This window comes from Halomonas sabkhae (assembly GCF_030409265.1).
Lineage (GTDB): Bacteria > Pseudomonadota > Gammaproteobacteria > Pseudomonadales > Halomonadaceae > Halomonas > Halomonas halmophila.
The window spans coordinates 16,988-43,729 of the sequence record NZ_JAUFPM010000021.1 but is presented as its reverse complement, the minus strand read 5'-3'; the positions used below and the strand labels follow the sequence as shown (position 1 = coordinate 43,729).

27 protein-coding genes are annotated in these 26,742 nt (G+C 65.3%); 20 read left to right on the top strand and 7 right to left on the bottom strand.

Annotation, left to right across the window (positions count from 1 at the left end; all coding sequences use genetic code 11):
• Positions 1–99 precede the first annotated feature (99 nt).
• The gene (locus QWY79_RS13680; protein WP_290273847.1) at positions 100–408 is read right to left on the bottom strand and encodes an HlyU family transcriptional regulator; all 309 of its coding nucleotides are present in this window, start codon (positions 406–408) and stop codon (positions 100–102) included.
• Between the two features lie 84 nt (positions 409–492).
• A complete protein-coding gene (locus QWY79_RS13675) occupies positions 493–1,713 on the bottom strand; it encodes an argininosuccinate synthase (protein ID WP_290273844.1) in 1,221 nt (406 codons plus the stop codon).
• Between the two features lie 262 nt (positions 1,714–1,975).
• Here QWY79_RS13675 and rnt point away from each other — a divergent pair, with 262 nt between their 5' ends.
• Entirely contained in the window at positions 1,976–2,641 is a 666-nt protein-coding gene (gene rnt, locus QWY79_RS13670) for a ribonuclease T (RefSeq protein WP_290273841.1), read from the top strand.
• Between the two features lie 218 nt (positions 2,642–2,859).
• Here rnt and QWY79_RS13665 read toward each other — a convergent pair whose 3' ends face one another.
• Positions 2,860–3,207, bottom strand: coding sequence for a Grx4 family monothiol glutaredoxin (locus tag QWY79_RS13665; protein ID WP_141320583.1), 348 nt, complete (start codon positions 3,205–3,207; stop codon positions 2,860–2,862).
• 154 nt (positions 3,208–3,361) lie between these two features.
• Between QWY79_RS13665 and argF the strand changes: the two genes are divergently transcribed.
• The 5 genes from argF to QWY79_RS13640 all read left to right on the top strand — a co-directional run bounded on the left by argF (position 3,362) and on the right by QWY79_RS13640 (position 7,666).
• Entirely contained in the window at positions 3,362–4,282 is a 921-nt protein-coding gene (gene argF / locus QWY79_RS13660; protein ID WP_290273838.1) for an ornithine carbamoyltransferase, read from the top strand.
• 186 nt (positions 4,283–4,468) lie between these two features.
• Entirely contained in the window at positions 4,469–5,377 is a 909-nt protein-coding gene (locus QWY79_RS13655) for a beta-keto acid cleavage family enzyme (RefSeq protein ID WP_290273836.1), read from the top strand.
• Entirely contained in the window at positions 5,374–6,330 is a 957-nt protein-coding gene (locus QWY79_RS13650) for an L-carnitine dehydrogenase (RefSeq protein ID WP_290273833.1), read from the top strand. Before QWY79_RS13655 ends, QWY79_RS13650 begins: the two co-directional genes overlap by 4 nt.
• A complete protein-coding gene (locus QWY79_RS13645) occupies positions 6,330–6,794 on the top strand; it encodes a thioesterase family protein (protein ID WP_290273830.1) in 465 nt (154 codons plus the stop codon). The genes QWY79_RS13650 and QWY79_RS13645 overlap by 1 nt, the downstream gene beginning before the upstream one ends.
• Positions 6,795–6,835: 41 nt before the next feature.
• Complete coding sequence (locus tag QWY79_RS13640; protein WP_290273827.1) at positions 6,836–7,666, top strand: alpha/beta hydrolase fold domain-containing protein; 831 nt, start codon at positions 6,836–6,838, stop codon at positions 7,664–7,666.
• 11 nt (positions 7,667–7,677) lie between these two features.
• Here the strand turns inward: QWY79_RS13640 and QWY79_RS13635 are convergent, their stop codons facing one another.
• A complete protein-coding gene (locus QWY79_RS13635; RefSeq protein ID WP_290273825.1) occupies positions 7,678–8,640 on the bottom strand; it encodes a GlxA family transcriptional regulator in 963 nt (320 codons plus the stop codon).
• Between the two features lie 68 nt (positions 8,641–8,708).
• Complete coding sequence (locus QWY79_RS13630) at positions 8,709–9,647, bottom strand: ABC transporter substrate-binding protein (protein ID WP_290273823.1); 939 nt, start codon at positions 9,645–9,647, stop codon at positions 8,709–8,711.
• Between the two features lie 206 nt (positions 9,648–9,853).
• On the opposite strand from QWY79_RS13630, the gene QWY79_RS13625 reads away from it, so the two are divergent.
• Both QWY79_RS13625 and QWY79_RS13620 read left to right on the top strand, forming a co-directional pair.
• Positions 9,854–10,813: a GlxA family transcriptional regulator gene (locus tag QWY79_RS13625; protein WP_290273820.1), complete on the top strand. Its 960-nt coding sequence runs from the start codon at positions 9,854–9,856 to the stop codon at positions 10,811–10,813.
• Positions 10,814–10,927: 114 nt separating this feature from the next.
• A complete protein-coding gene (locus QWY79_RS13620) occupies positions 10,928–12,154 on the top strand; it encodes a TauD/TfdA family dioxygenase (RefSeq protein ID WP_290273817.1) in 1,227 nt (408 codons plus the stop codon).
• Positions 12,155–12,221: 67 nt separating this feature from the next.
• Here QWY79_RS13620 and QWY79_RS13615 read toward each other — a convergent pair whose 3' ends face one another.
• Positions 12,222–13,220: a GlxA family transcriptional regulator gene (locus QWY79_RS13615; RefSeq protein WP_290273813.1), complete on the bottom strand. Its 999-nt coding sequence runs from the start codon at positions 13,218–13,220 to the stop codon at positions 12,222–12,224.
• Between the two features lie 138 nt (positions 13,221–13,358).
• Here QWY79_RS13615 and tmpA point away from each other — a divergent pair, with 138 nt between their 5' ends.
• The 11 genes from tmpA (at position 13,359) to QWY79_RS13560 (ending at position 24,360) form a co-directional block, all read left to right on the top strand.
• Positions 13,359–14,498, top strand: a complete 1,140-nt coding sequence (gene tmpA, locus QWY79_RS13610) for a 2-trimethylaminoethylphosphonate dioxygenase (protein WP_290273810.1) — start codon at positions 13,359–13,361, stop codon at positions 14,496–14,498.
• A complete protein-coding gene (locus tag QWY79_RS13605; protein ID WP_290273807.1) occupies positions 14,495–15,082 on the top strand; it encodes an HD domain-containing protein in 588 nt (195 codons plus the stop codon). The genes tmpA and QWY79_RS13605 overlap by 4 nt, the downstream gene beginning before the upstream one ends.
• Positions 15,079–16,674, top strand: a complete 1,596-nt coding sequence (locus tag QWY79_RS13600) for a 5-guanidino-2-oxopentanoate decarboxylase (RefSeq protein ID WP_290273804.1) — start codon at positions 15,079–15,081, stop codon at positions 16,672–16,674. Before QWY79_RS13605 ends, QWY79_RS13600 begins: the two co-directional genes overlap by 4 nt.
• Before the next feature lie 77 nt (positions 16,675–16,751).
• Entirely contained in the window at positions 16,752–17,693 is a 942-nt protein-coding gene (locus QWY79_RS13595) for an ABC transporter substrate-binding protein (RefSeq protein WP_290273801.1), read from the top strand.
• Entirely contained in the window at positions 17,690–18,433 is a 744-nt protein-coding gene (locus QWY79_RS13590; RefSeq protein ID WP_290273799.1) for a class II aldolase/adducin family protein, read from the top strand. Before QWY79_RS13595 ends, QWY79_RS13590 begins: the two co-directional genes overlap by 4 nt.
• A 10-nt stretch (positions 18,434–18,443) precedes the next feature.
• The gene (locus QWY79_RS13585) at positions 18,444–19,643 is read left to right on the top strand and encodes a pyridoxal phosphate-dependent aminotransferase (protein ID WP_290273796.1); all 1,200 of its coding nucleotides are present in this window, start codon (positions 18,444–18,446) and stop codon (positions 19,641–19,643) included.
• Between the two features lie 7 nt (positions 19,644–19,650).
• Positions 19,651–20,445 carry an ATP-binding cassette domain-containing protein gene (locus QWY79_RS13580; RefSeq protein WP_290273793.1) on the top strand — a complete coding sequence of 265 codons (795 nt, stop codon included), beginning with the start codon at positions 19,651–19,653 and terminating at the stop codon, positions 20,443–20,445.
• Between the two features lie 44 nt (positions 20,446–20,489).
• On the top strand, positions 20,490–21,260 hold the full coding sequence (locus QWY79_RS13575; protein WP_290273791.1) for a transporter substrate-binding domain-containing protein: 771 nt from the start codon (positions 20,490–20,492) through the stop codon (positions 21,258–21,260).
• Positions 21,261–21,444: 184 nt separating this feature from the next.
• On the top strand, positions 21,445–22,158 hold the full coding sequence (locus QWY79_RS13570) for an ABC transporter permease (RefSeq protein ID WP_290273788.1): 714 nt from the start codon (positions 21,445–21,447) through the stop codon (positions 22,156–22,158).
• A 1-nt stretch (position 22,159) separates the two neighbouring features.
• On the top strand, positions 22,160–22,915 hold the full coding sequence (locus QWY79_RS13565) for an ABC transporter permease (protein ID WP_290273784.1): 756 nt from the start codon (positions 22,160–22,162) through the stop codon (positions 22,913–22,915).
• Positions 22,912–24,360 (top strand): aldehyde dehydrogenase family protein, encoded by a 1,449-nt coding sequence (locus QWY79_RS13560; RefSeq protein WP_290273781.1) that lies wholly within the window; start codon positions 22,912–22,914, stop codon positions 24,358–24,360. Before QWY79_RS13565 ends, QWY79_RS13560 begins: the two co-directional genes overlap by 4 nt.
• Before the next feature lie 314 nt (positions 24,361–24,674).
• Here the strand turns inward: QWY79_RS13560 and QWY79_RS13555 are convergent, their stop codons facing one another.
• Positions 24,675–25,904, bottom strand: a complete 1,230-nt coding sequence (locus QWY79_RS13555) for a 4-helix bundle domain-containing protein (RefSeq protein ID WP_290273778.1) — start codon at positions 25,902–25,904, stop codon at positions 24,675–24,677.
• A gap of 155 nt (positions 25,905–26,059) precedes the next feature.
• Between QWY79_RS13555 and QWY79_RS13550 the strand changes: the two genes are divergently transcribed.
• Positions 26,060–26,734: a Fe2+-dependent dioxygenase gene (locus QWY79_RS13550; RefSeq protein ID WP_290273774.1), complete on the top strand. Its 675-nt coding sequence runs from the start codon at positions 26,060–26,062 to the stop codon at positions 26,732–26,734.
• Positions 26,735–26,742 lie beyond the last annotated feature (8 nt).

Below are 26,742 nucleotides of genomic sequence, written 5' to 3'. Positions count from 1 at the left end.
GCATCCAGCAGACGCCAGGCCGGACAGGCAAACGGAAACGGCGCCCCGCAGGGCGCCGTCCGTCGATGAAGCTCACATGGAAGCCAAAAAGCGGGCGAGTCAGTCGCGGGCCTCGAAGATGGCATCCCCCAACTCGTCAATGAAGCGTTCCGCCTTGCTGACCATCAGTGCATCGCAGGCCTCGCGGCCAGGGACCACGTCTGAACGCTCGAAGCGATGTTCGAGTGGCTCGCCACCTTCGGGGTCCGGCTTGCGGATCCAGCCGCTCACCCTGAATTGCCCGCCCATATCCTCGGACTGCGGCACAATGGTGTAACCATGATACTCGACCGACTCGCCCTCGCGAGACGTCGATCCCGCACCACCTTGCCCTTGGCCCAGCAGGCCGGATAACAACTTTTTCAGCATGGCGCTTTCCCCCTCACGTATTCATCCCCAGCGGATGGCACAGAGCCCTCCCCGGAGATGAAGGGAAAGCTCGCAACCCGATCATCAGCCCTGCTGACGCCCCTTGCCGGCCGCAATGCGCAGCCGCAGCGCATTGAGCTTGATGAAGCCCTCGGCATCCTTCTGGTCATAGGCGCCGGCATCATCCTCGAAGGTCGCGATGGACTCGTCGAACAGCGACGCATCGGACTTGCGCCCCGCCACTGTGGCGCTGCCCTTGTAGAGCTTGACGCGCACGACACCGGAGACATTGGTCTGCGTCTCGTCGATGGCCGCCTGCAGGGCGCGGCGCTCGGGGCTCCACCAATAGCCGTTGTAGATCACTTCAGCGTACTTGGGCATCAGCTCATCCTTGAGATGCGCCTCTTCGCGATCCAGGGTCAGCGATTCGATGGCCCGATGCGCCTTGAGCATGATGGTCCCGCCGGGCGTTTCATAGCAGCCGCGTGACTTCATGCCGACATAGCGGTTCTCGACGATATCGAGGCGGCCGATGCCATTGTCCCCACCCATCTGGTTGAGCTTGGAGAGGACATCATGCGGCCGCATGGGGACCCCGTCGATGGCCACGATATCGCCCTTGTCGAACGTCAGCTCGACATAGGTCGGCTTGTCCGGCGCCTCTTCCGGCGAGACGCTCCAGCGCCACATGTCTTCCTCGGCCTCGATCCACGGATCCTCGAGGTTGCCGCCCTCATAGGAGATGTGCAGCAGGTTGGCATCCATGGAGTATGGCGACTTCTTCTGCTGGGACGAGAAGTCCACCGGGATGTCATGCTCCTCGCAGTAGGCCATCAGCTTCTCGCGGGAATTGAGGTCCCATTCACGCCACGGCGCAATCACCTTGACGCCCGGCTTCAGCGCATAAGCCCCCAGCTCGAAACGGACCTGGTCATTGCCCTTGCCGGTAGCGCCGTGAGAGATGGCATCGGCGCCGGTCTGGTTGGCGATCTCGATCAGCCGCTTGGCGATCAAGGGGCGCGCGATGGAAGTGCCCAGCAAGTACTCGCCTTCATAGATGGTATTGGCGCGGAACATCGGATAGACGTAATCACGCACGAATTCCTCGCGCAGGTCCTCGATGTAGATTTCCTTGACCCCCAGCGCCTCGGCCTTGGCCCGCGCCGGCTCGACTTCCTCGCCCTGGCCGATGTCGGCAGTAAAGGTCACTACCTCGCAGTCGTATTCTTCCTGCAACCACTTGACGATGACGGATGTATCCAGGCCGCCGGAATAGGCGAGCACGACCTTCTTGACATCGGACATGCTGGGGCTCCTTTGCGCTAGAGGTTAAGGGCAACACGGCCTGAATGACGGCGCATGCCAAACGCTTCGTTGCGCTTGACCATGCCTGGCGATGCATTCAGCGGTTCCCGAGAACTGGTAAAATTCAACAGGATTGGATTATAGCGCGGCACACCTTTCGCGAATACCGGCAGCAGGACGACGCCTGCACGAAATGCTAGACTGAGGCGCTTCGGGACTCCCCTGCCCCCAGTTTTTTTCATGCCAAATTAAGGAGAGGCGCATGACCGAGGCGGTCACCCGCGAACTCATGGCGCAGCGTTTTCGCAGCTTTCTGCCGGTCGTGGTGGATCTGGAAACCGGCGGTTTCAATGCCCAGGGCGACGCCATCCTGGAAATTGCCGCTGTGACGCTGACCATGGATCCCGAGGGCAACCTGATGCCCGACGCCACCTATGCCTATCATGTCACGCCTTTCGAGGGGGCCAATGTCGAGCAGTCGGCACTCGATTTCACCGGTATTCGCCTCGACGATCCGCTGCGCAAACAGGTGGCGGTCAGCGAGACAGAAGCACTGGGCGAGGTATTTCGGCCGATTCGCAAATCCATCAAGGCCCATGGCTGCACCCGCGCCATCCTGGTGGGCCACAACGCCGCTTTCGACCATGGCTTCCTGAATGCCGCCGTGGAACGCTGTGCCATTAAGCGTAGCCCCTTCCATCCCTTTTCCAGCTTCGACACCGCCTCGCTGGCCGGGCTGGTCTACGGGCAGACCGTTCTCGCCCGGGCCTGCCGCGCCGCCGGCATCGAGTTCGACAACAGCGCCGCCCACTCGGCCCGCTACGATACCGAACGCACCGCCGAACTGTTCTGCGCCATGGTCAACCGCTACAAGGACCTCGGCGGCTGGCAACTCGCCCAACGCGAGCAAGGGGTCGAGGAGCTGTAAGCATACGAGCGGCGAGATGCGAGATGCGAGATGCGAGGGACACTGCCGCCGAAGCTCGAAGCTCGAAGCTCGAAGCTCGAAGCTCGAAGCTCGAAGCTCGAAGCTCGAAAGCAGTGTAAGTTTGTCTTGCCCCATAGCAAACACCCCCGCAGCCAGGCTGCGGGGGTGTTCTTCTTCCAGCTTCAAGCTTCCAGGCGCGAAGCGCCGCGCTTCGAGCTTCAGCCTTCCGCTTGCTCGCCGTCCTGATGCTTGGCGGCGGTTTCCTTGACCAGGGTTTCCAGCTCACCGTTTTCATACATCTCGACCACGATGTCGCAGCCGCCGACCAGCTCGCCTTCGACCCACAGCTGCGGGAAGGTCGGCCAGTTGGCGACCTTGGGCAGCTCGGCGCGGATGTCCGGGTTATCCAGCACATTGACGAAGGCGAAACGCTCGCCACAGGACATCAAGGCCTGCACGGTCTGGGCGGAGAAGCCGCATTGCGGCAGCTGGGGCGTGCCCTTCATGTAGATCAGAATGGGGTTTTCGCTGATCTGCCGCTGAATGTTCTCGACAGTAGTACTCATGTTCGTTACCTCTGGATCGCGGTGTGGACCCGTCGCCACGGAAATACCCGAGCGTACGGGTCGGCCTTGTCATGCAGCCATTCTACTGATGCAAGTCGCATTGCGCATCCCCCGAGGGCTGGCTAGGATGGGCGTCTTTGCGTGGAGCGACACCATGGCCACTCGCCATTTCCTCACCCTGCTCGACCTGAGTCCGGATGAGTCCCGCTATCTGATACAGCGTGCCATCTCGATAAAGAACAGCCTGAGGGCCCAGGGGCCGACCTATACGCCCTTTGCCAACCGCACCCTGGCCATGATCTTCGAGAAATCTTCGACACGCACCCGTGTGTCCTTCGAGACGGCCATGGCACAGTTCGGCGGGCACGCCCTGTTTCTCTCGCCGCGTGATACCCAGCTCGGCCGTGGCGAACCCATCGGCGATACCGCCCGGGTACTCTCCGAGATGGTCGATATCGTGATGATTCGCACCTTCTCTCATCAGGGAATCGAGGAATATGCTGCCGCCAGTCAGGCGCCGGTCATCAATGCCCTGACCGATGACTACCACCCCTGCCAGTTGCTGGCCGATGTCATGACCTGGACCGAACGGCGCGGCAGCGTTCGCGGCCGCACGGCCGTATGGATCGGCGACGGCAACAACATGTGTCACTCCTGGATCAATGCCGCCCGGCAATTCGACTTCCAGTTGCGCGTGGTCTGCCCCGAAGGCTACGAACCGCGGGCGGACATTCTCGACGCCGCCGGAGATCGCGTGACCATTCATCGCGATCCGATGAGCGCCGTGGAAGGTGCCGACCTGGTGACCACCGATGTCTGGGCGTCCATGGGTCAGGAAGAAGAGCAGGCCAGCCGCGAGGCGGACTTCGCCGGCTTCCAGGTCAGCGAGAGCATGCTCGACAGGGCCGCCGAGGATGTGCTCTTCCTCCACTGCCTGCCCGCCCACCGTGGCGAGGAAATCAGCGACACCCTGCTCGATGACCCACGCGCCGCGGTCTGGCAGGAAGCCGGTAACCGACTCCACGCCCAGAAGGCCCTGATCGAATTCCTGTTGCTGGGGCGTGTCGCCGAGTAGCTCGGCGCTGTCGTTCGCCCCGGCCCGGCCGGGGCGCGCCAGCACACAGACCTGCCCCTTGCATTACAGCCGCGGCGGTCAATCTCGACACTGCGGCGCTTAACGTCAAATTGTTGTCGTTTTGTGTCGATACGCGAACGCCACCCTCCCGGACACTCCTCATAGATTCACACAGGAGGTCCGACCATGAATCGCAACGTCATCCTGACCTGCGCCGTCACCGGCGCCGGCGACACCACCGCCAAGAACCCCAATGTCCCGGTCACCCCCAGGCAGATCGCCGACAGCTGCATCGAAGCCGCACGCGCCGGTGCCAGCATCGCCCATATCCATGTGCGCGATCCGCAGACCGGCGGCATCAGCCATTCCCTGGATCACTTCCGTGAAGTGATGGAACGCGTGCGCGAGTCCGACACCGATATCGTCATGAACATCACCGCCGGTGGCGGTGGCGACTGGATTCCCGACACCGAGGACCCCACCCGCGGCGGCCCGGGCACCGACATCCAGACACCGACGCAGCGTCACGAGCCGGTCGGCGAGCTGCTTCCGGAGCTGTGCACCCTGGACTGCGGTAGCCTCAACTTCAGTGACATGGTCTACATCAACACCGCCGACTGGCTGCGCGAACATGCCCGTCTGGTACAGGCCGCCGGCGTCAAGCCCGAGCTCGAGTGCTTCGATCTCGGCCATATCTGGTTCGCCCGCCAGCTCCAGCAGGAAGGACTGATCGATGGCGACCCGCTCTACCAGCTGTGCCTGGGCATTCCCTGGGGCGCCGAGGCCGATACCGAAACCATGCTGGCCATGCGCAACAAGTTGCCGGCGGGCGCCAACTGGGCCGCCTTTGGCATCGGCCGCCAGCAGATGCCGATGGTCGCGCAGGCCGCGTTGCTCGGCGGCCATGCCCGCGTCGGCCTGGAAGACAACCTGATGCTGAAGAAAGGCGTCCTGGCCACCAACGGCGAACTCGTCGACAAGGCCTCCGGTATCATCGATGGCCTGGGAGGGCGCATCATGACGCCGGCCGAGACCCGCGCCCACCTCGGATTGCGCGACCCCGACACCGGTCGGATCGCCGGAGGTGACGCATGAGCCAGCAACTCACCGTGATCGGTACCGGCGTCATCGGTAACGGCTGGATCGCCCGCGCCCTGGCCAATGGCTGGGATGTCGTCGCCTTCGATCCTGCCGAAGGCGCTGAGGCAAGGACCCGCGCCTTCGTTGCCAACGCCTGGCATGCCCTCGAGAAAGACGGCCTGCCCGCAGGCGCCTCAGCGGATCGCCTGCGCTTCATGCCGAGCCTGGAAGAAGCCGTTGCCGGCGCCGACCTGATTCAGGAAAACGTCCCGGAGCGCCTGTCGCTCAAGCAGGAGATCCTGGCGGCCGTCGATGCGGCTGCCGACGCCCGGGTGGTGATCGGCTCCTCCACTTCGGGCTTCAAGCCGACCGACTTGCAGCGCGACTGCCGCAAGGCGCCAGGCCGCGTCATCGTCGCCCACCCCTTCAATCCGGTCTACCTGCTGCCGCTGGTGGAGCTGGTGGGGGGTAACGCGACTCAGGCCACTCACATCGAGCAGGCCCGGACGCTCTACCAGTCGCTGGACATGCGTCCACTGGTGGTACGACGCGAGATCGAAGGGCACATCGCCGACCGCCTGATGGAAGCCTTGTGGCGTGAGGCCCTGCACCTGGTCAATGATGGCGTGGCCACCACCGAGGAAATCGACGCCGCCGTGGTCTATGGCTGCGGCCTGCGCTGGTCGTTGATGGGTACCTTCCTGACCTTCCATCTGGCGGGCGGCGAACAGGGCATGCGCCACATGCTCGAGCAGTTCGGCCCGGCGCTGAAGTTGCCCTGGACAAAGCTGGAAGCACCGGAGCTGAGCGATGAACTGATCGACAGGGTCGTCGAGGGCTGTGAACATCAAGCGGGAGGCCGTCCGGTGGCCGAGCTCGATCGGCGGCGCGACGACTTCCTGGTGGAACTGCTGGCCCTGACCCGCAAGTACTGGCCGGAGGCCGAGGGCCTCGAAGGACGCATATGATGAAACTGCTGGATCTCCAGGTACCCCACGACTGGGTCGACTACAACGGCCACATGAACGACGCCGAATACGCCCGGGTATTCTCCCTGGGCGTGGAGGCGCTGATGGACACCATCGGCCTCGACGAGGCCGGCCGGCGTCAGCATGGCTATACGCTTTACACCCTGGAGACGCACCTTTGCTATCGTCGCGAGGCGCACGAAGGTCAGTCGCTGTGCCTTGAGGTAATGCTGCTGGAGCGGGATGCCAAGCGGTTGCATGTGTTCTTCGAGATGTACGACGCCGAGCGTACCTTGCTGGCCACCAGCGAGCAGATGCTGATGGGGATCGATGTCGAGGCCGGTCGACCGGCGCCCTTCCCGGCACCCATCGACGCCGCCATCGGGGCACTGCCGAGTGCCGAGCCCGAGGCCTGGCCGGAACAGGCAGGGCGTCGCATCGGCTTGCCACCGGCCAAGCGTTGAGCCGAGACATCACGGCCCCACATGCCAGAACGGCCGACCCCATGATGCAGCGTGACAGCTTTCGCCGCCGCTTCGAGCGCGGCCTCGACGCCCTTGCCGGGCTGCCGATGGAGGCGGCCCGGAAGCGCTACGATGCACTCTGCACGAGCTTTGCGCCCGCCGACCCCACCGGCATGACGTTTCGCGACGAGTACATCGCCGCTGTCGGCGTACGACGCTTCCACCCTGCCCGCATTGCCGAGGCTTCCCCCATCCTCTATGCCCACGGCGGCGGCTGGAACCTCGGTTCACCGCGCAGTCATCACGGCATCGCCGCCGACCTGGCCGAACGGCTGTGCCGCGAGGTGATCAGCGTCGACTACCGATTGGCCCCGGAAGCCGGCTACGCCGAGGCCCTCGACGACTGTCGTCGCGTCGCCGAGGCCTGCTCGCCCACAGCCCTGGTCGGCGACAGCGCCGGCGGACGACTGATCATGGATGTCTCACGGCAGTCGCACTGGCACGGCATACTGGGCCTGATCTACCCACCAGCAGGTCGCCCGACAGCGGCCAGCCTGGGGCCTGACGCCCCGCTGCTGACGCGGGACGATATCCTGGCGCTGTGGGAGAGCATCGCCGACGAGATACCGATGTCGGATGCCACCTCGGCCCCCGGAGAGTCCATCGAAGTGCTGGCAGTGGAACATGATCCCCTCACCGTCCCCCTGGAGCGCGCCGTGGCAGACTGGCGTCGCGACGGCGCCGACATCGGCTACCGCTGTGCCCCGGACATGCTGCATGGCGCACTGCATGCCCATGCCGAACTGGCCTCGATACACGATGCCTGGCGGGATTTCTGTCGGGGCCTGGAACAACACTTATCGAGGACATAAACGAAAGCGGCCTACCCTTTTCGGGTTTGCCGGGGTGACTGGCCGTAACGACCGCGAAATGCCCGCGAAAAACTCGAACTCGACCCGAAGCCGCACGCCAGCGCTACCGCCAACACATCGAGGTCGGTCTCCTCGAGCAGGTAGCGAGCGCGCTCCAGCCGCAATCCCAGGTACCAGTCACGCGGCGACTGCCCCAGCTCGCGTTCGAAGAGTCGCTGCAGCTGACGTAGCGAGACGCCACTGAGTCGCGCCACTTCTGTCAGGCTCAATGGAAATTCGAGGTGCTGTTCCATCACATCGACCGCCTCGACGAGATGGCGACGATGCGTGCCGAGCCGACGGGCCAACGTCATGCGCTGCTGGTCATGGCGGGTACGAATGCGCTCGTGCACCAGCTGTTCCGAGACATCGATGGCCAGCTGGTTGCCATGGCGCCGGGCGATCACGTCCAGCGCCATGTCCATGGCCGCCGCGCCCCCGGCACAGGAGAAGCGCCGACGCCCGAGCTCGAACAACTCGTCCGAGGTCGCGATGGCCGGAAAGCGCTCCTGAAAGGCCGGCAGGCTCTCCCAATGGAGGGTGACGCACTCGCCTTCCAGCAAACCGGCCGCGGCGAGCACAAAGCAACCGGTGTCGAGACCGCCCAGCACGCAGCCCGACTCGTTGAGCCGATGCAACCAGCGCATCAGGGCTCGACTCAGGCAGGACTCGGGGTCGAAGCCGCTGCACACCGCCAGTGAAGGGAGGTGGTGGACCGCCTCGATGGACTGGTCAGCCAGCAGCGTCATGCCGTTGGAGGCCGTCACCGGCTCGCCATCCTGACTGAGCAGCGTCCAGTCAAAGAGGGGCCGGCCGCTGATTCGATTGGCAATCCGCAGTGGTTCGACCGCGGAAAAGAAGGCCATCATCGAAAAACGTGGCAGCAACAGAAAACCGACGAGCTCCGGCGCGGGTCCGTTGTAATCGAGGCGCATGACGGCAAGCCAAGGAGGTGAAGGGGCCGGTCATGATGACCGGCCGGCCACTGTCGGGCAAGCTTGCCTCAGTCGAACTGCGCTTCGACCGCCTCGATGGCGGAACGCCCATCACGCGCCTCGACACCCTCGAGCCAGGCCGCCACGGTATCGTGGTTGGCCGCGATCCATTCGCTGGCCACCTCATCGGCGGGCCGCTCCTCGTGACTGTAGGCATGCACCCAGTCGTTCTGATCGGCGGTGTCCACCACGTATTGGGTCATGAAACGGTGCACATCGGCATCCCGGTCCTTCAGATCGTCCGGCACCACGGTCCAGACCGTGCTCTCGATCTCCGCCACACCGGCATCATCGGCATCCTCGAGATAGACGAGATCGAAGCTGACGTTCATCCAGTGCGGTTCCCAGCCGACGAAGGTCACCCATTCGTCGTTGCGCATCTTCTGCTCGGCCTGGGCCAGCATCGCCGCCGTGGAACTCTCGCGCAGGTTCCAGTCGCCCAGATCGGCAAGATCCTCATCGATGGCCTCACCGATGGCGGTATTGATGCCGGTGCCAGCTTCGATGCCCAGAATGGTGCCGTCGAAACGCTCGCGGTGCTCATTCAGGTCCGCCACCGTCTCGATGCCCGCCTCGTGCACATAGCGCGGCACCACCAGACCCGAGATGGCGCCCTGGATATTGGCGACGGCTTTTTCCACCTTGCCGTCGGCCACCAGTGGCTCGACCATCTCGGTCTGCACCGGATACCAGCCCCCCAGGTAGGCTTCCAGATCACCCTCGGCCACGCCATTGAGGATCACGCTCACCGCCAGGTCATTCTGCCGGGTCTCGTAGCCCATGGCCTCCAGCAACTGGGCGGCGATTTCGGACTTGACGGTAACCCCCGGCCAGGGCGGTACACCGAAGCGAACTTCATCGAGATCGGCCTGGGCCATGGGCGCGGCCAGGGAAGTCAGCGCCAGGGTGGCGCCCAGCAGGTGGCAGCGGTGATGCGACATCGGCATGGTAATCTCCTGTTGCTTGGGTAACCTTCACAGTCTGACGCCTTTCATCAGGGCGACTTTTCACAAGTCGCCCCATAGGCGACACAATGCGACATAACGAATACTTCTTGCGTCCCTTGCACGGCCATTGCAAAGGAAGCGTTCCGACCTACAATCGTCACTGCTATCCGATCATCCCCGATGCCCACCGGCCAGGTTTGTCGTCCATGCGCCTACAACCCCAGGTTCCCGAGCCGGAATCCATCGGCTTCTTGCTGCTGCCGCGCTTCGCCATGGTGGCGTTCTTCTCGGCCATCGAGCCGTTGCGCATCGCCAACCGCATCAGCGGTCGCACCTTGTTCCACTGGGACGTGATCAGTCGCGATGGCGGCCCTGTTACCGCCTCCAACGGCATGCCGCTTGCCGCCACCTGGTCGTTGCAGAAGGCACCCGAGACCCCGAGCCTGGCGGTCTGCGCCAGCTTCGCTCCGGAGCAAGCCCTCGACACCGAACTGCTGGAATGGTTGCGGGCTCGCTCCCGAGCCGGCTGCGTCCTGGGCGGCATGGACACGGGCTGCTTCGCACTCGCCGCCGCCGGCCTGCTCGATGAGCAGACCGTGACCCTGCACTGGGAGTCCCTGCCCGCCTTTCGCGAGCGCTTCCCCGGGATCGAGGCGGTCGAGTCGCTCTACGAGATATCGGCCGAAGGATTTTCCTGCGCCGGCGGCAGCTCGGCCATCGACATGAGCCTGGACCTGATCGCCCGTCGACACGGCGACGAACTGGCCGGCCAGGTGCGTGAACAGCTCGTCCACGACCAGGGCCGCCTGCCTGCCAGCCGGCAGCGCCACATCGCCCGGCCGGCCAATGATGTGGACCCTGGGCTCCATCGAGCCATTGTGTTGATGGAGACTCACCTGGAGGCCCCACTGGGCATCCAGGCACTGGCCGATGAGCTCGGGCTTTCCTGGCGACGGCTCGAGCGTCTCTTCGCTCGCCACCTGGGCCAGACGCCGTTGCATTTCTACCAGGAACGTCGCCTGGCTCATGCCCACCAGTTACTGATCGATACTCGTCACGGCATCATGGACATCGCCCTGGCAAGCGGCTTCGCCTCGGCCTCCAGCTTCACCCGGGCCTTCCGCAGGCGCTACGGCCTGACACCCAGCCAGCTGAGGAGACGCTGACTCGAGACGAATTGTCGAATCGTGCATAGTCGATGTCGAATCATGTCGCATGGCGTTGCCTGTCGGTTGGCATCCTGAGCCGCATCATCACGCTGCCATCTCAGGAGATGCCCCATGACCGACACCGAACTGCCACGCACGCCGGATTACGACGCCTGGCCGATCGACGCCGATCTCGACGCCGTCTCCTTCACCCCGCGACTGGTCACGGTGCGCTGGAGCGACGGCCGGGTCAGCCGCTACCACGGCATCTGGCTGCGCGAGAACGCCGCCGACGACACCACCATCAACCCCGCGACCCGGGAACGCATCCTGGACCTCTCCACCCTGCCCGCCTGGCCGGAGGTCGAAGGCGCCGAGATCGACGACAGCGGCGCGCTGTGCGTGGACTTCGCCCCCGAGGATCGCCGCCTGCGCTTCCACCCCGGCTGGCTGCGCGCCCACGACTACGACAATGCCAGTGATCCCGAAGCGCCGCTGGTGCCGGTGACGACCTGGCAGGGCGGCCCGGAGGCCGGCCCCGACACCCTGGACGCCACTGGCCTGCTCGATACCGATGCGGGCGACGACGCCGAAGAAGCGATCCTCGCCCCGGCCCTGGAGAGCGTACTCGGCAAGGGGCTGGTACGGCTGCGCAATCTACCGACCGAACCCGGCTCGCTGGAAGCTATCGCCCGGCGTATCGGTCCGGTGCGTCCCACCAACTTCGGGCAACTGTTCGACGTCAAGGCCAAGCCGGACCCGGACTCCAACGCCTATACCTCCATCGCCCTACCGCCCCACGTGGACCTGCCGACCCGCGAGTACCACCCAGGCCTGCAGATGCTCCACTGCCTGGAGAACAGCGTGGAGGGCGGCCAGGCGGTGATGCTAGACGGCTTCGCCGTGGCCGAGGCGCTGCGTGACCGTCACCCCGAAGCCTGGTCGACGCTTACCCGGGTGCGCTGGTGCTACGCCAACACCGCCAGGACCACCGACTACGTGTGGTACGAGCCGATGATCCGTCTCGACGCCCGGGGCGAGCTGCTCGAGGTGCGCATCGCCGATTTCCTGCGCGGCCCGCTGCAGACGGCCTTCGAAGACGTGGAGCCGGCCTATGAGGCACTGATGACACTGCAGCGCCTGCTGCGCGACCCGGCCTTCGCCATCCGCTTCACCTACGCGCCCGGCGATCTGGTGATCTTCGACAACCGCCGCCTGTTGCACGCCCGTGACGCCTTCGAAGGCGCCAGCGGCCACCGCTGGCTGCAGGGCTGCTACATGGAGCGCGACGAGATCCGCTCGCGTTACCGCATGATCCAGCGGACACGGCGCCAGCGTCGTCTCACCACCGATGCCTGAGAAGCGACTAATGCTCGGCACCCCTGCCGCCGACATCGACCTTGGCTGAGCGTCCCGCCGGCCGCTTTCAGCCGCGTTCAGCGGTCACACTGGGCGCCTCCCCGAATCTCGCCCGGTAGGCCCGGGAAAAGTGCGCCAGGTGCGCGAAACCGGTGGCCAACGCCGCCTCGGTGACCCGACAGTGGCTGGCGGCCAGCAGGCGCTGGGCCTGGTCGAGCCGCATGCCCAGGTAGCATTGCTTGGGCGTCTCGCCGAAATGGGCCATGAAGCGCCGCGTCAACTGGCGCTGTGACTGTCCCACCAACCGGCAGATCTCGGGAATGGGCAGCGCCTGGGCCAGGTTCGCCTCCATGACCGCCAGGGCTCGCAGCACGCTGCGCGGCAAATGCGCATAGCGCTCGTCCCGACTCGGCGAAGGGTCATCATCACCGCGCTGGTGCACCAGTTGACGGCCCACCGCATTGGCCAGCGCCGGTCCATAGAGCCGTTCCATCCAGGCCAGCATCATGTCGATGCTCGCCGACCCGCCCGATCCGGTCAGCCGGGACGCATCGAGCTCGAAGCGTGCCTGGCTGACCCTGAGCTGCGGGAATTCGCGTCGAAACGCCGGTACGCTTTCCCAATGCATCGCGACCCGATGCCCTTCCAGCACGCCCGATCGCGCCAGGATGAAGGGGGCCGTGTCCAGTCCCCCCAGCCAGCCGCCATGGGCCGCCACTCGCCTCAGCACGGCAAGATCCTGCCCGCGGATAGTCGCCTCCGCCGCATAGGAAGACACCACCATCAGATGCGCGTCATCGGCCACGGCATCGAGCTCGCCATCGACATCGATGCCCACGCCGTTACTGGCCACCAGCCCTTCTCCATCGGCAGACAACAGCCGCCAGGCAAACAGGTCCCGGCCGAAACGATTGGCCACACGCAACGGCTCCAGCAGACAGAACAGACTCAGCATCGAGAACTTGGGCACCAGCCAGACATCCAGGGTGTGCTCCGCTTCCTCGGGCGCCAGCAGCGGCGGAGAATCCGGTCTCGGATAGGGCCAGGCGTCGGTAAACTCACTCATTATGGCCAAAAATATCAAATATAGGGCGAATTTATGCAAATGGTAGCGGCACAGCGGCGTTAGGGTAAAGCCAGTCGCGCATCGGCGCCGGTGGCGACACTTCGTCACGGTCCACGCAATACCCGGAGATAGATCGTCATGACCGCAAGCGGCAAGCTGTGGCTGTCCTCGGATGGACAGCGCCTGAACCTCGACACCCAGGGCCAGACCCGCGAATTCGCTGCTCTCTGGCTGCGCGAACGCGCCCCCGATTCCACCACCCTGGATCCCCGCACCGGCCAGCGCCTGATCGAGGCCGCCGAGCTGCCTCTCGACCTGGCCCTGGAAAGCGCCGAACTTAGCGGCGAGCATGTAGCGCTGCGTTTCAGCGATGGCCACGCCACCGACTTTTCGCTCGAGGAACTCGTCGAGGCCAGCACCGAGATCGCTACCAGCGTGCCCGGCCGTACTCTCTGGGATGCCAGCCTGGCCGAGCCGCCCAGAGCGGACTTCGCGGCCGCTCGCCAGGACGATGCCGCCCTGCTCGACATGCTCGAGAACCTGCATCGTTTCGGCTTCGTGCTGGTCTCGGGCGTGCCCACCGAAGAAGACGGCATGCAGGCCCTGATCGACCGTATCGGTCCCCTGCGCCGCACCAACTGGGGCGGCATCGCCGACGTCAAGTCGGTGGCCAACGCCTATGACCTGACCATGACCCAGCGTGGGCTCGAGCCGCACACCGACAACCCCTACCGCGATCCGATTCCCGGCTACATCTGGCTGCATTGCCTGACCAATGCCGCCGACGGCGGTGCAAACACCCTGGTCGACGGCTATCAGGCGGCGCTGACGCTCAAGGCACGCGACCCCGAGGCCTTCGACTGCCTGACCCGTGTCGCCCCGGGCTTTCTCTACCATGACGACACCACGCGCCTGGAAGGTGAGGGGCCGCTGATCGAACTCGACAGCCACGGCCGCCTGGCACGCGTGCGCTTCAACAACCGCACCGAACGTGTCGATGCCCTGTCGGCCGATGAACTCGAGCGCTACTACGCCGCACGCCGGGCCTTCTACCACCTGATCACCTCGGACGAGCTGACCGTTCACCTCAAGCTCGACCCCGGCCAGATGTTGATCATGGACAACTATCGCCTGCTGCACGGGCGACGCGCCTACCAGCTCGCCGGCGGCGTTCGCCATCTGCGCCAGGGCTACGTCGACCGCGACAGCACGACCAGCCGACGCCTCGTGCTCCGCCGACAGCTCTCCGGCCAACCATCAAAGGAGGCCAGCGCATGAACCAGGCCAGTTTCCGACGTTTCGACGAAAGCCGGCTCGACGAGTGGCACTTGATAGACGCCCGCTTCCGTGACTACCAGGCCGACGCCCCGCGCCGCGTGCTCGACCATCTGCATCGGCTGGCCGGGGACCACCACGGCTACCCGGTGGATCGCTTCGAGCACAGCCTGCAGACAGCGACCCGCGCCCTGCGTGACGGTGCCGACGAGGAAATGGTGGTGTGCGCCCTGCTGCATGACATCGGCGACGACCTGGCACCGGCCAATCACGCCGAGATCGCCGCGGGCATCCTCGAGCCATTCATCGATCCCTTGAATGCCTGGATGATTCGCCACCACGAACTCTTTCAGGGGTTTCATTACCGTCACTTCTTCGGCCAGGATCGCCACGCCCGGGAGCAGTTTCGCGACCATCCGGCCTATGCGCGCACGGTGCGCTTCTGTGACCACTGGGACCAGGCGAGTTTCGATCCCGACTACGACACCCTGCCACTCGAGCACTTCGTGCCCATGGTCGAGCGCGTCCTGAGCCGTCCGCCCTTCGGTGGCCTGCCCGATCCGATCGAGGAGAATTCGCCGCGATGACTTGCGCCCAGCGACTGATTCAACTGCTCGAGGCCTACGGCGTCGAAACCGCCTTCGGCATCCCCGGCGTGCACACCATCGAACTGTACCGTGCCCTCGGCGAAAGCCGGCTGCACCACGTCACGCCGCGTCACGAACAGGGCGCCGGTTTCATGGCCGACGGCCATGCCCGGGCGAGCGGCCTGGCCGCTGCCTGCTTCATCATCACCGGTCCCGGCATGACCAATATCGCCACCGCCATGGGGCAGGCCCTGGCCGACTCGGTGCCGATGCTGGTGATCTCCAGCGTCAACCAGCGCGCCAGCCTGGGGCGTGGCCAGGGGCGCCTGCACGAGATGCCCCACCAGCGCGAGACGCTGGCCGGCGTCAGTCTGTTCAGCCACACCCTGCACGACCCCGAGGCGCTTCCGGAGGTCATGGCCCGTGCCTTCTCGATATTCCACAGTGCCCGCCCCGGCCCCGTGCATATCGAGATCCCCCTAGACGTGATGGGCGCCCCGGTATCCGACGAGCCCATCACGCCGACCCGCGCCTACCCGCCGGCACCGGCTCCCGAGGCACTGGCACGAGCCGCCGAGTGGCTCGGCGCGGCTTCGCGTCCCATGGTCCTGCTCGGCGGCGGCACCGCCGACGCGGCGGACGCAGCCCGCGCCCTGGTCGAACGACTCGATGCCCCGACCTTTACCACCATCAACGCCAAGGGCGTGCTCGGGCTCGACCATCCGCTAGACCTGGGCGCCACTGCCAGCCTGCCCGCGGCCCGTCGGCTGGCCCGCGAGGCCGACGTGGTACTGGCCATCGGCACCGAGCTCGGCGAGACCGACTACGATCTGGTGTTCGATGGCGGCTTCGTCCTCGACGGTCGCCTCATTCGCATCGATATCGACCCCCAGCAGCTCGGCCGCAACCAGGCCGCCGACCTGGCCCTGCTCGCCGAAGCCGGCCAGGCCATGGCGGCGCTCGCCGAACGACTGTCCGAGTCGACGCAACGCGACGGTGCCGGACGCGCCGAGGCCGTGCGCCGAGCCCTGGCCCTCGACGAGGATGCCGAGGTGGCCCCCTACGCACCGCTCTTCGCCATCCTGCGCGAGGTACTGCCGGACGCCATCCTGGTCGGCGATTCCACCGGCCCGGTCTACGCCGGCAACTTCCTGGCCTCGCTGCCGGTCCCGCGCCGCTGGTTCAACGCCGCCACCGGCTTCGGCACCCTCGGCTACGGCCTGCCCGCCGCCCTGGGCGCCGCCCTGGCCCGGCCGGAACAACCGGTGGTCGCCCTGGTCGGCGACGGCGGCCTGCAGTTCGTGCTCGGCGAGCTGGGCACCGCCCGCGACCTCGGCCGCCCCGTGGCAATCGTGATCTGGAACAACGACGGCTACGAAGAGATCCGTCGTTACATGGCCATGAGCGAGATCCCGAAGCTCGGTGTCGATCTGGCCGCCCCCGACTTCCAGGCCCTGGCGCAGGCCTTCGCCTGTCGCCACCTCGGCGTGACCGACCCGGCGAGCCTGCACGACGCCCTCGGCCGCCTCGATGAAGCGAGTTCTCCATTGATCATCGAGGTCGATGCCACCGCCTGGATCGCCTCGCTCTGACGGCTCGTCACCTCGACCGAATCACTCTGAGGAGGAGATGACTGTCTCATCCTCCCTGCAAAGGGAAGCATTGATATATGAAAACGCATACCACGACCCTGACCATGACCCTGATCGCCGGCCTGACCCTGGCCGGCCCCGCCACCGCCACCGATCGCGACGATCAGCTGCGCCTGGTCGTGCCGCCCTGGCCCGGCGTGACCGTCAAGAGCGAGATCTTCGCCCAGCTCATCGAGCCGCTGGGCTATACCACCAGCAAGCAACAGCTCAGCTCGACGGTCGGCTACAACACCCTGCAGACCGGCGACAGCGATGCCTTTCTCGCCGGCTGGATGCCGGCACAGCAGGAGAGCTACGACGCCGCCATGGAGGCCGATGCCATCGTCGACCTGGGCAACAACGTCAACGGTGCCCGCATGGGCTTCGCGGTACCGGAATACGTCTACGAGGCGGGCATCACCAGCGCCGAACAACTGGCCGACCCCGCGGTGGCCAAGCGCTTCGACAAGACCGTCTACAGCATCGAGAGCGGCTCCACCGTCACCGACATGCTGAACCAGGCCATCGAGGCCGACACCTACGGGTTGGGTGACTGGGAAGGCATGTCCTCGTCCACGCCCGGCATGCTCAGCGAGGTCGAGGCCGCGGTCGACGAGGACCGCTGGATCGTCTTCTACGGCTGGACGCCCCACTGGATGGTGCCGGAATACAACACCCGCATCCTCGACGACCCCGAAGGCGTCTATGGGGCCGACAACGGCCGCAGCGACGTCAAGACCATCGTCGCCACTTCCTACGCCGAGGCCAACCCCAACCTGACCCGGCTGCTCGACCAGTTCGTGATCAGCGCCGACGAGCAGAGTGAATTCATTCGCGACTACAGCCTCAAGGAGCGCAAGCTGGAAGCCGTGGCCCACGATTGGCTGGCGTCCCACCCCGAGCGAGTCGCCGAATTCCTCGAGGGCGTCGAGACCCGCGACGGCGGCAATGCGCTCGATGCCGTGGAGGCCAGCCTGTGACGACACCTCGTGACGAGGAAGCCATGCAGCGCCGCGACCTGGCCGCCGCCTACCGGCTGGTCGCACTGGACGGCATGGATGACGGCATCTCGACGCATATCTCGGCACGGCTATCCGGCGAGCGCTTCCTGCTCAACGCTTTCGGCCTGCGCTTCGACGAGGTACGTGCCGACAACCTGGTCACCGTCGACGCCGAGGGCGAGATCCTCGACGACCCGACCGGGCTCGGCATCAATCCCGCCGGTTTCACCATCCACAGTGCCATCCATGCGGCGCGTCCCGAGGTCGCCTGTGTACTGCACACCCACACGGTCGCCGGCGTCGCCGTTTCCTGCCTCAAGGAAGGCCTGCTGCCGCTGAACCAGTGGGCGATGCAATTTCATGACCGGCTCGGTTATCACGACTATGAAGGCATCGCCCTGGACCTCGACGAACGTCGACGGCTGACCGCCCATCTCGGTCGCCACATGGCGATGCTGCTGCGCCAGCACGGCCTGCTGACCTGCGGACGCAGCGTGGGCGAGGCCTTCCTGCGCATGCGCGACCTGGAACGCAGTTGCCAGGCCCAGCTGGCCGCCCAGGCCACCGGACGCCCCTTGCGTCAGGCCAACCCGGAATTGTGCGAGCACGTCGCCCGCCAGTACGAGGCATGGGCCGCCAGCCCGCAGGGCACCGACCTCGCCTGGCAGGCCGAACGCCGCCGCCTGCCAGCCGATGACACTTCCCCTCAGGCCACCTAGCGAGACTTTCATGCGTTATTCCCGACTGACCGACCGTATCGCTGGCGAAGGCGCCGCGGCCTGGGACATCCATAACCGGGCCTTGGCCCGACAGGCTGCCGGCGAAGACATTACCGTGCTGTCGGTGGGCGACCCGGACTTCGACACGCCGGCGACGATCGTCGAGAGCGCCGTGGCCAGCCTGCGTGACGGCGCCACCCATTATCCCGACGTTCAAGGCAAGCACGGCCTGCGCGATGCCATCGCCGAGCGCTACCGCCGGCACGGCGTCGAGGCCGACCCCGAGCGCATCATCGTGATGGCCGGGGCCCAGTGCGGGCTCTACGCCGTGGCCCAGTGCCTGCTCGACCCGGGCGACGAGGTCATCGTGCCCGAGCCCTGCTATGTCACCTACGAGGCAGTATTGCGCTCCACCGATGCCACCATGGTACGCATCCCGCTACGCGGCGATGCCGGCTTCCGCCTCGACCCGGCCGATATCGAGGCGGCGATCACCCCGCGCACCCGGGCGATCATGCTCAACAGCCCGCACAACCCCACCGGGCAGCTCATCGACGCCGACACCTGGCACGCCATCGCCGAGCTCTGTCGCCGCCATGATCTGTGGCTGATCTCCGACGAGGTCTACGCCAACCTGATCTTCGAGGGCGAGCACCAGTGCGCTGCCGCCCTACCCGGCCTGGAGGATCGCAGCGTGGTGATCGACAGTCTCTCTAAGTCCCACGCCATGACCGGCTGGCGACTGGGCTGGGTGCTCGGTCCCCGGGAGCTGATCGAGCACCTCGGCAACCTGGCGCTGTGCATGCTCTACGGCTGCCCGGACTTCATCCAGGACGCCGCCCGGGACGCCCTGACCCGACAGGCCCCGGAACTCGAGACCATGCACCAGGGCTATCGAGCCCGACGCGATGCCGTCTGCGCGGCCCTGGCGGACTGTCCGACCGTAGAGGTCATCCCACCGGCGGCGGGCATGTTCCTGATGGTCGATATCCGCGCCACCGGTCACTCGTCCCAGGCCTTCGCCGACCGACTGCTCGATGAACACGGCGTGTCGGTGCTGTCCGGCGAGGCCTTCGGCCCCTCCGCCGCCGGCTTCGTGCGCCTGAGCCTGACCGTCGACGAGGCCCGCCTGACCGATGCCTGCCAACGCCTGGCCCGCTGTGCCGAGACGGCACGCGACGGCGCCGGCCTCCTTTCCACCGTCCAATGACTCGCCTATGACATCATCGCTCGACGATCACACTCCGCAAGCTACCGCCGCCCCGGCGGTGCAAGCGCACCACCTCGTCAAACGCTATGGCGACCTCGAGGTGCTGCGCGATGTCTCCCTCGACGTTCCCGAGGGCAGCGTTACCTCCATCATCGGCGCCAGCGGGTCCGGCAAGAGTACCCTGCTGCGCTGCCTCAACCTGCTAGAACGCCCTGACCAGGGCGACCTGGCGATTGCGGATGAGACGATCCAGTTCGACCGCAATTCCCAGGGCGACGTCGTCGGCCTTAACCGGCGCCAGCTGCAGCGGCTGCGCGCCAAGGTCAGCATGGTCTTCCAGCAGTTCAACCTGTGGCCGCACTTCAGCGTGCTCGGCAACGTCACCGAGGCCCCGATGCGGGTACAGGGGCTATCGCGCCGACGCGCCACCGAGGTGGCCGAGCACTACCTGGCGCGTGTCGGCATGGCCGACAAGCGCGATGCCTACCCGGCGTTCCTGTCCGGCGGCCAACAGCAGCGCGTGGCCATCGCTCGCGCGCTCGCCATGGAGCCACGCCTGCTGCTGTTCGACGAGCCGACATCGGCGCTGGACCCGGAACGCGTCAACGAGGTCCTCGGCGTGATCCGCGACCTGGCCGGCGAAGGCCGCACCATGGTGCTGGTCACCCACGAGATGGCCTTCGCCCGGGAAGTCTCCGACCAGGTCGTATTTCTCGATCGCGGCGTCATCGGCGTCGCCGGTCCCCCTGGAGAGGTCTTCGACGACCCGCGCTGTCGGCGCTTCGCGGCTCCCGCCGCCTGATCGGCCACAGTCCCCACTTTCGAACAACGAGTCAGGAGAACACCATGCAACGCACCCTCATCCCCGCCATCGCGCTTTCCATCGTCAGTCTCGGCGGTACCGCCCAGGCCGCCGAGCCCCTGCAGATCGGCATTTCTGCCGAGCCCTACCCCCCTTTCACCTACACCTCGTCCGAAGGCGAGTGGACCGGCTTCGAAGTGGAACTGGGCATGGCCATCTGCGAGGCCATGGAAACCGAGTGCGAGATCAAGCCCACCGGCTGGAGCGGTATCATCCCCTCGCTCAAGGCCGGGCGCATCGACATGATCATGAACTCCATGTCGATCACCAAGGCCCGCCAGAAGGTCATCGACTTCACCGATCCCTACTACTTCACCCCTGGTGCTTACGTGGCCGCCGGCGACCAGGAGCTGAGCCTTCCCGAAGGGCTGGACGGCCTGGTACTGGGCGTGCAGAGCGCCACCACCAACGCCACCTATGCCCGCCGCGCCCTGCGTGACACCGGCGTCGATATCCGCCTCTACGACCAGGCCGAGCAGGTCAACCGCGATCTGCTCTCCGGCCGCCTGGACGTGATCCTGGCCGACAAGATCGCCATGAACGAACTGGTCGAGCGCGACGAGGCCGAAGGCTTCGAGATCAAGGGCACCGCACCGCACCATGAAGCCTATGGCGAGGGCGTCGGCATCGGTATCCGAAAGGCTGACGACGACCTGGAGGCCAAGCTCAACGCGGCCATCGAAAAGGTCCAGCAGGATGGCACCTGCACCCGACTTTCCGAGTCGTACTTCGGCACCGACGTCTGCACCGGCTGAGTACCATCGATTGCCATCGTGATTCGAACCACCGGGCGGTGACGCTGTCCGGCGGCTTCGCCATGTCCATGCAAGGATGTCAACGCAAGTGTGACACGGTACGCGCCGGTCGATCCCCGAAGAGACCGTGCGACGTTATTCCGTCCCGGCGCGCACTCCGTGTCTTCTAAGGTGCTTTTCGACCATGAACAACCTCTCGCAAGAAGGCTTGGCCGACTGGTCCGGTCCCATCTTACAGGGCGCGCTGACGACCCTCGAGATTGCCGTACTGGCCTATGCCATCGGCCTGCTGCTCGGCCTGATCGGCGCCAGCGCGCGCCTCAGCCCCTGGGCACCGATACGCGGCCTGGGTATCCTGTACTCCACGGCGGTGCGAGCCGTGCCAGAGCTGTTGCTGATCATCCTGCTCTACTATGCCGGTTCCCAGGCACTCACCGCCCTGACCAATGCCATGGGCTTTTCCGGTCAGGTATCCATCAACGGCTTCGTGACCGCCGTGGGCGTGCTGGCATTCGTTCAGGGCGCCTACATGACCGAAGTGCTTCGTGGCGCCATCCTGGCCATTCCCCGAGGCCAGCTCGAGGCCGCCGATGCCTTCGGCTTCTCGGCCTGGGCGCGCTTCCGACGCATCGTCGTGCCGGCCATGCTGCCCAATGCCCTGCCGGGCATGTCGAACCTCTGGCTGATCCTGATCAAGGATACCGCCCTGATCAGCGTCATCGGTTACAGCGAGCTGTTCTTCACCATCCAGCAGGCGGCCTCCAGCACGCGTGCCCATTTTCTGTTCTATGCCGCCGCCGGCGTCATCTACCTGGCGATGACGCTGTCGTCCACGGCGCTGTTCGCGCGCCTGGAACGTTACCTGCGTCGCAGCCAGCCGACCACCGAGGAGGCCTGACATGGACTTTTCCTGGCTTGGCGACCCCTTCTATCAGGAATACCTGATCGAGGGTTTTATCAACACCCTGTGGCTGATCGCCGTATCGGCGGTCGGCGGCCTGGCGCTGGCCGTGCTCGTTGCCATCACGCGGCTCAAGGCACCCCGTCCCCTGGCACTGGCCGTTCAGGGCTTCACCACAGTGATGCGTGGAACGCCGCTGCTGGTGCAGCTGTTCTTCTTCTACTACGGCGTGGGGCGCCTGCTCGAGGGTATCCCCGGCATCCAGGACAGCGTCATCTGGCCATTGCTGCGCGATCCCTTCTTCTATGGTGCTCTGACCTTCATCCTGAGCGTCGGCGCCTATTCCGGTGAGGTCATTCGCGGCGCCCTGTTGAGCGTGCCACCTGGCGAACGCGAGGCCGGCCGCGCCTTCGGCCTGACGCCCCTGCAGGTCTTTTTCCGCCTCTGGCTGCCCCGTGCCATCCAGCAATGCCTGCCGACCCTGACCGGCGAAATGATCCTGCTGCTCAAGTCCGTGCCGCTGGTCTCGACCATCGCCATGATGGACCTGCTGCAGGCCGCCAACATCATTCGCGACGAGACCTTCCTGGTCTATGAACCCCTGATGCTGATCGGAGGGATCTATCTGGCCATGACACTGGTGCTCACCCTGGTACTGCGCCAGGTGGAACGTCATTTCCCCGGCATGAAGCCCGAACGCGGCCGGGGCTGGCTGCCACGCCGCTCCCTGCACCCCCATGGAGAAGCCCCATGAGCACACTGACACGACACTTCATCGACAACGCCTGGGTGGAAAGCCGTGCCACGCGATGCCTGGACGTCCTCGACCCTTATCGCCAGACGCGCATCGCCACCGTGACCGCCGGCGACCCTGCCGACGTGAACGATGCCGTGGCCGCCGCTCGCCGTGCGCTGGCCGGTTGGCGAGACCTGCCGGGCGAACGTCGCGGTCGCTTCATCGACGCTATCGCCGACGCCCTCGAGGCCCGTCGCGCCTCGCTCGTCGAGCTTTCCAGCCGCAACAACGGCAAGCCGCTGACCGAAGCCGACCAGGACCTGGCCGACGCCATCGACTGCTACCGTTACTATGCGGGCGAGGCCCGGGTACTGGATGCGCGCCAGGGCGAGGCAGTCGCCACCGGCGAGGCGGACATGGTGTCGCGACGCTACCAGGACCCGGTCGGCGTGGCCGGCTTGATCACCCCCTGGAACTTTCCGCTGGTCAGCAGCGCCTGGAAGGTCGCCCCGGCGCTCGCCGCCGGCTGCACGGTGGTCTTCAAGCCCTCCGAGGTCACGCCGCTGCCCGAACAGGCACTGGCCGAGATCGCCCTCGAGATCGAGCTGCCTCCCGGCGTCTTCAACCTGGTGCACGGCGACGGCCGAGGCGTGGGCGAGGCGTTGACCGCCCACCCCGGGGTCGACAAACTGTCCTTCACCGGCAGCAATCCCGTGGGCGAGGCCGTGATGGCCGCCGCCGCCCGGGGAACCCGTAACGTTTCCCTGGAACTCGGCGGCAAATCACCGATCCTGGTCACCGAAGATGCCGACCCGGACCTGGCCGCCGAACTGGTACTGGCAGGCTTCGCCTACAATGCCGGCCAGATGTGTTCGGCGACCTCGCGTCTGCTGGTCCACGAGTCACTGGCCGATACCCTCCATGAGCGCCTCGACGCGGCCATCGCCGACCTCGTCCCGGGCAACCCGCTGGACAACGCCACCACGCTCGGACCACTGGTCAACACCGCCCAGTACGAGCGGGTCCTCGGCTATCTGGCCGCCGCCGAGCAGGAAGGACTCGATGCCGGTAGCGCCCCGGTCTCGCCCCTGCCTGATCACGGCTATTTCATTGCCCCCCGGGTCTTTCGCGATGTGCCCACCACGAGCCGGCTGTGGCGCGAGGAAATTTTCGGGCCCATCCTGTGCGCGCGTCGCGTGACCAGTGACGACGAAGCGATCGCCCTGGCCAACGATAGCGCCTTCGGCCTGGCCGCCACCGTGGTCACCGGCGACAAGGGCCGCGCCACCGATATCGCCGCACGGCTCCAGGCGGGCAATGTCTGGTGCAACACTCATCAGGTGGCCCCGCCAGGACTCGGCTGGGGCGGCATGAAGGGCAGCGGCATCGGCCGCGAACTTGGCCGCGCGGGCCTCGACGCCTATCTGGAGATGCGGCACGTCACTCTGGCGAACAACATCTAGCCGCAAGCTAACTGCCAAGCGCACGACTGCCAACGCCTAGTGACTTCCCCATCATTACGATGCTCATTTAGAGCACTGGGTCTTTCATTCAGCCCAGCAACAAGATAGAGCGACGACAGCCTCAAGCACTGACCGTGCACAACTCAACAGACGCATAATCAAGCGCAGATAGCCGAAAATATCGTGTCGGTGCTCGGAGCACCCGGGTTATAGACAAGAATCGGAACTGCCATCCTGGCCACCAGGAGCAGTCCCTTGAGTGCCGAAAAGAGGAAACTGCCCCACGCCGCTGAATTCGGCATGGGGCACGACGGCTAGTACTCGCCCAGCTTGGCTTCGAGCTTGAACATGCTGGCCGAAAGTTCGCCCGGTGTCATGGCCGGTGTCTCAGGCGCCACGGCGGAGGGCCAGGCCTTGAGGGTATCCTCATAGGCAGCGAGCAGGGTGCCGTAGGTCTCGTTGTCGTACAGCCCCTTGTGCTGCTCGAGAACCGACTTGGCTACCTGAACGAAGCCACGGCTGTCCTGATACTCGACGACGTTGACGAATTCGCCATCCTCGATGGCCGCCTGATATTCATTCATGGCCTTCTTCAGCAGGGCCAGCTGAACGCGGCTCTGGAAGACCACATCGTCGCGGATTTCGCTATCCACGTCCTGCATGGCCGCCTTGATGGCCTCCTGGGCCGCCTGGTAGGCGTCGGTATGCTGGTCCCAGTCACCACCCTCACGGGTGCTGTCCACCAGGCCTTGCAGGGCGTCATCCAGGCTATCGATACCCCGCGTTTCCAGGGCGGAAGCCAGCGGCTCATAGTGTTCATTCAGCGGGTGACCGAAGTGCGGCTGGGCGGCCGTCTGCTCATCAGCCTTGTAAAGGTCGCGCGCCACGGCAAGATGCCCCTGCATCATGGCCAGGCTGGCCGTGAAGACACCCGGATTGCTGGCGTTGACGGTATGGCCGGCTTCGCCGCCTTCACCGCCTTCACCGCCTTCGCCACCTTCTCCGCCTTCGGATTGGTGACCGGCTTCGCCGCCTTCGCCACCTTCTCCGCCTTCACCGCCTTCACCGCCGGAGCTGGCATTCAAGTAGGCAAAGACCGCATAGGGGTCAGTGGCGCTGGCTGAACCGCCTTCGCCACCTTCACCACCTTCACCACCTTCTCCGCCTTCACCACCTTCTCCGCCTTCGGATTGATGACCGGCTTCACCACCTTCGCCACCTTCTCCGCCTTCGGGTTGGTGACCGGCTTCACCACCTTCACCACCTTCACCACCTTCTCCGCCTTCGGATTGGTGACCGGCTTCACCGCCTTCGCCACCTTCTCCGCCTTCGGATTGATGACCGGCTTCGCCGCCTTCACCACCTTCTCCGCCTTCGGATTGATGGCCGCCTTCGCCACCTTCTACCTGCACGGCCTCCTGGCCCTGGGCGGATTCACTGGAGGCATCGGTATCCTGGCTTTCTGCCCACACTGAAGTGCTGGCGCCCAGTAGTACCGAGGCACCAACGCCCATCCAGAGTCGCGTTCGGGTGCTGTGTGTCATGCAACCTCCCTTTTATCGTCAACAAGACTATCCAATCCGCCACGCCTGCCGGGTGGCGAGCAACTCAATTGCTGGTATAGTCTGCCGTGATCTCTGACATCAACGCAAATCATTCACATTATACTTTGTAAACACCGACAGGGAGGTTCGGCACCATGATCCTTTGCATCGAGCAAGCCATTTCCGCGGACTTGCTTCAGGAAGTGCACGCCACGCTGAGTGACACCTCCTTTCAGGATGGCCGCAAAACGGCCGGCTGGCATGCCCAGACGGTCAAGAACAATCAGCAGGCCGACGGCAAGGATGCCCGCATTGCCAAGCTGCGTGAGTCCATCACCGGTGAGCTGAACCGCCACCCCCTATTCCAGATGGCCGCCCGCCCGCGACGCCTGAAGCCGCTGATGTTCAGTCGTTATCAGTCCGGCATGAACTACGGCAATCATGTGGATGATGCCATCATGCCCACACCCGACGGCGCCATGCGCACCGACCTGTCCTTCACGCTGTTTCTCGAAAGCCCCGACACCTATGAGGGTGGCGAGCTGCTCATCGACACGACCGCCGGCGAGCAGACCTACAAGTTGCCCGCCGGTGCCTTGATCCTCTACCCGTCATCCACCCTGCATCGCGTCGAACCGGTCACCCGGGGGCAGCGCCTGGCGGCGGTCGGCTGGGTACAGAGTCAGGTGCGCGATCCACAGCAACGCGAAATCCTCTTTGACCTGGATCGGACACGCCGCCAGATGTTCGAACAGGATGGCAAGTCCCAGGACTTCGATATCATTTCCAAGAGCCTGACCAACCTGCTGCGCATGTGGGCCGAGGTATAAGGTAGGCC

Coding starts and splice junctions, on each gene's coding strand:
- QWY79_RS13595 (WP_290273801.1), top strand. CDS start 16,752: ATGAAAACGCATACCACGACCCTGACCATGACCCTGATCGCCGGCCTG.
- QWY79_RS13585 (WP_290273796.1), top strand. CDS start 18,444: ATGCGTTATTCCCGACTGACCGACCGTATCGCTGGCGAAGGCGCCGCG.
- QWY79_RS13615 (WP_290273813.1), bottom strand. CDS start 13,220: ATGAGTGAGTTTACCGACGCCTGGCCCTATCCGAGACCGGATTCTCCG.
- QWY79_RS13665 (WP_141320583.1), bottom strand. CDS start 3,207: ATGAGTACTACTGTCGAGAACATTCAGCGGCAGATCAGCGAAAACCCC.
- QWY79_RS13550 (WP_290273774.1), top strand. CDS start 26,060: ATGATCCTTTGCATCGAGCAAGCCATTTCCGCGGACTTGCTTCAGGAA.
- tmpA (WP_290273810.1), top strand. CDS start 13,359: ATGACCGCAAGCGGCAAGCTGTGGCTGTCCTCGGATGGACAGCGCCTG.
- QWY79_RS13580 (WP_290273793.1), top strand. CDS start 19,651: ATGACATCATCGCTCGACGATCACACTCCGCAAGCTACCGCCGCCCCG.
- QWY79_RS13575 (WP_290273791.1), top strand. CDS start 20,490: ATGCAACGCACCCTCATCCCCGCCATCGCGCTTTCCATCGTCAGTCTC.
- QWY79_RS13650 (WP_290273833.1), top strand. CDS start 5,374: ATGAGCCAGCAACTCACCGTGATCGGTACCGGCGTCATCGGTAACGGC.
- QWY79_RS13605 (WP_290273807.1), top strand. CDS start 14,495: ATGAACCAGGCCAGTTTCCGACGTTTCGACGAAAGCCGGCTCGACGAG.
- QWY79_RS13565 (WP_290273784.1), top strand. CDS start 22,160: ATGGACTTTTCCTGGCTTGGCGACCCCTTCTATCAGGAATACCTGATC.
- QWY79_RS13600 (WP_290273804.1), top strand. CDS start 15,079: ATGACTTGCGCCCAGCGACTGATTCAACTGCTCGAGGCCTACGGCGTC.
- QWY79_RS13640 (WP_290273827.1), top strand. CDS start 6,836: ATGATGCAGCGTGACAGCTTTCGCCGCCGCTTCGAGCGCGGCCTCGAC.
- QWY79_RS13680 (WP_290273847.1), bottom strand. CDS start 408: ATGCTGAAAAAGTTGTTATCCGGCCTGCTGGGCCAAGGGCAAGGTGGT.
- argF (WP_290273838.1), top strand. CDS start 3,362: ATGGCCACTCGCCATTTCCTCACCCTGCTCGACCTGAGTCCGGATGAG.
- rnt (WP_290273841.1), top strand. CDS start 1,976: ATGACCGAGGCGGTCACCCGCGAACTCATGGCGCAGCGTTTTCGCAGC.
- QWY79_RS13560 (WP_290273781.1), top strand. CDS start 22,912: ATGAGCACACTGACACGACACTTCATCGACAACGCCTGGGTGGAAAGC.
- QWY79_RS13625 (WP_290273820.1), top strand. CDS start 9,854: ATGCGCCTACAACCCCAGGTTCCCGAGCCGGAATCCATCGGCTTCTTG.
- QWY79_RS13555 (WP_290273778.1), bottom strand. CDS start 25,904: ATGACACACAGCACCCGAACGCGACTCTGGATGGGCGTTGGTGCCTCG.
- QWY79_RS13675 (WP_290273844.1), bottom strand. CDS start 1,713: ATGTCCGATGTCAAGAAGGTCGTGCTCGCCTATTCCGGCGGCCTGGAT.
- QWY79_RS13630 (WP_290273823.1), bottom strand. CDS start 9,647: ATGCCGATGTCGCATCACCGCTGCCACCTGCTGGGCGCCACCCTGGCG.
- QWY79_RS13645 (WP_290273830.1), top strand. CDS start 6,330: ATGAAACTGCTGGATCTCCAGGTACCCCACGACTGGGTCGACTACAAC.
- QWY79_RS13620 (WP_290273817.1), top strand. CDS start 10,928: ATGACCGACACCGAACTGCCACGCACGCCGGATTACGACGCCTGGCCG.
- QWY79_RS13655 (WP_290273836.1), top strand. CDS start 4,469: ATGAATCGCAACGTCATCCTGACCTGCGCCGTCACCGGCGCCGGCGAC.
- QWY79_RS13635 (WP_290273825.1), bottom strand. CDS start 8,640: ATGCGCCTCGATTACAACGGACCCGCGCCGGAGCTCGTCGGTTTTCTG.
- QWY79_RS13570 (WP_290273788.1), top strand. CDS start 21,445: ATGAACAACCTCTCGCAAGAAGGCTTGGCCGACTGGTCCGGTCCCATC.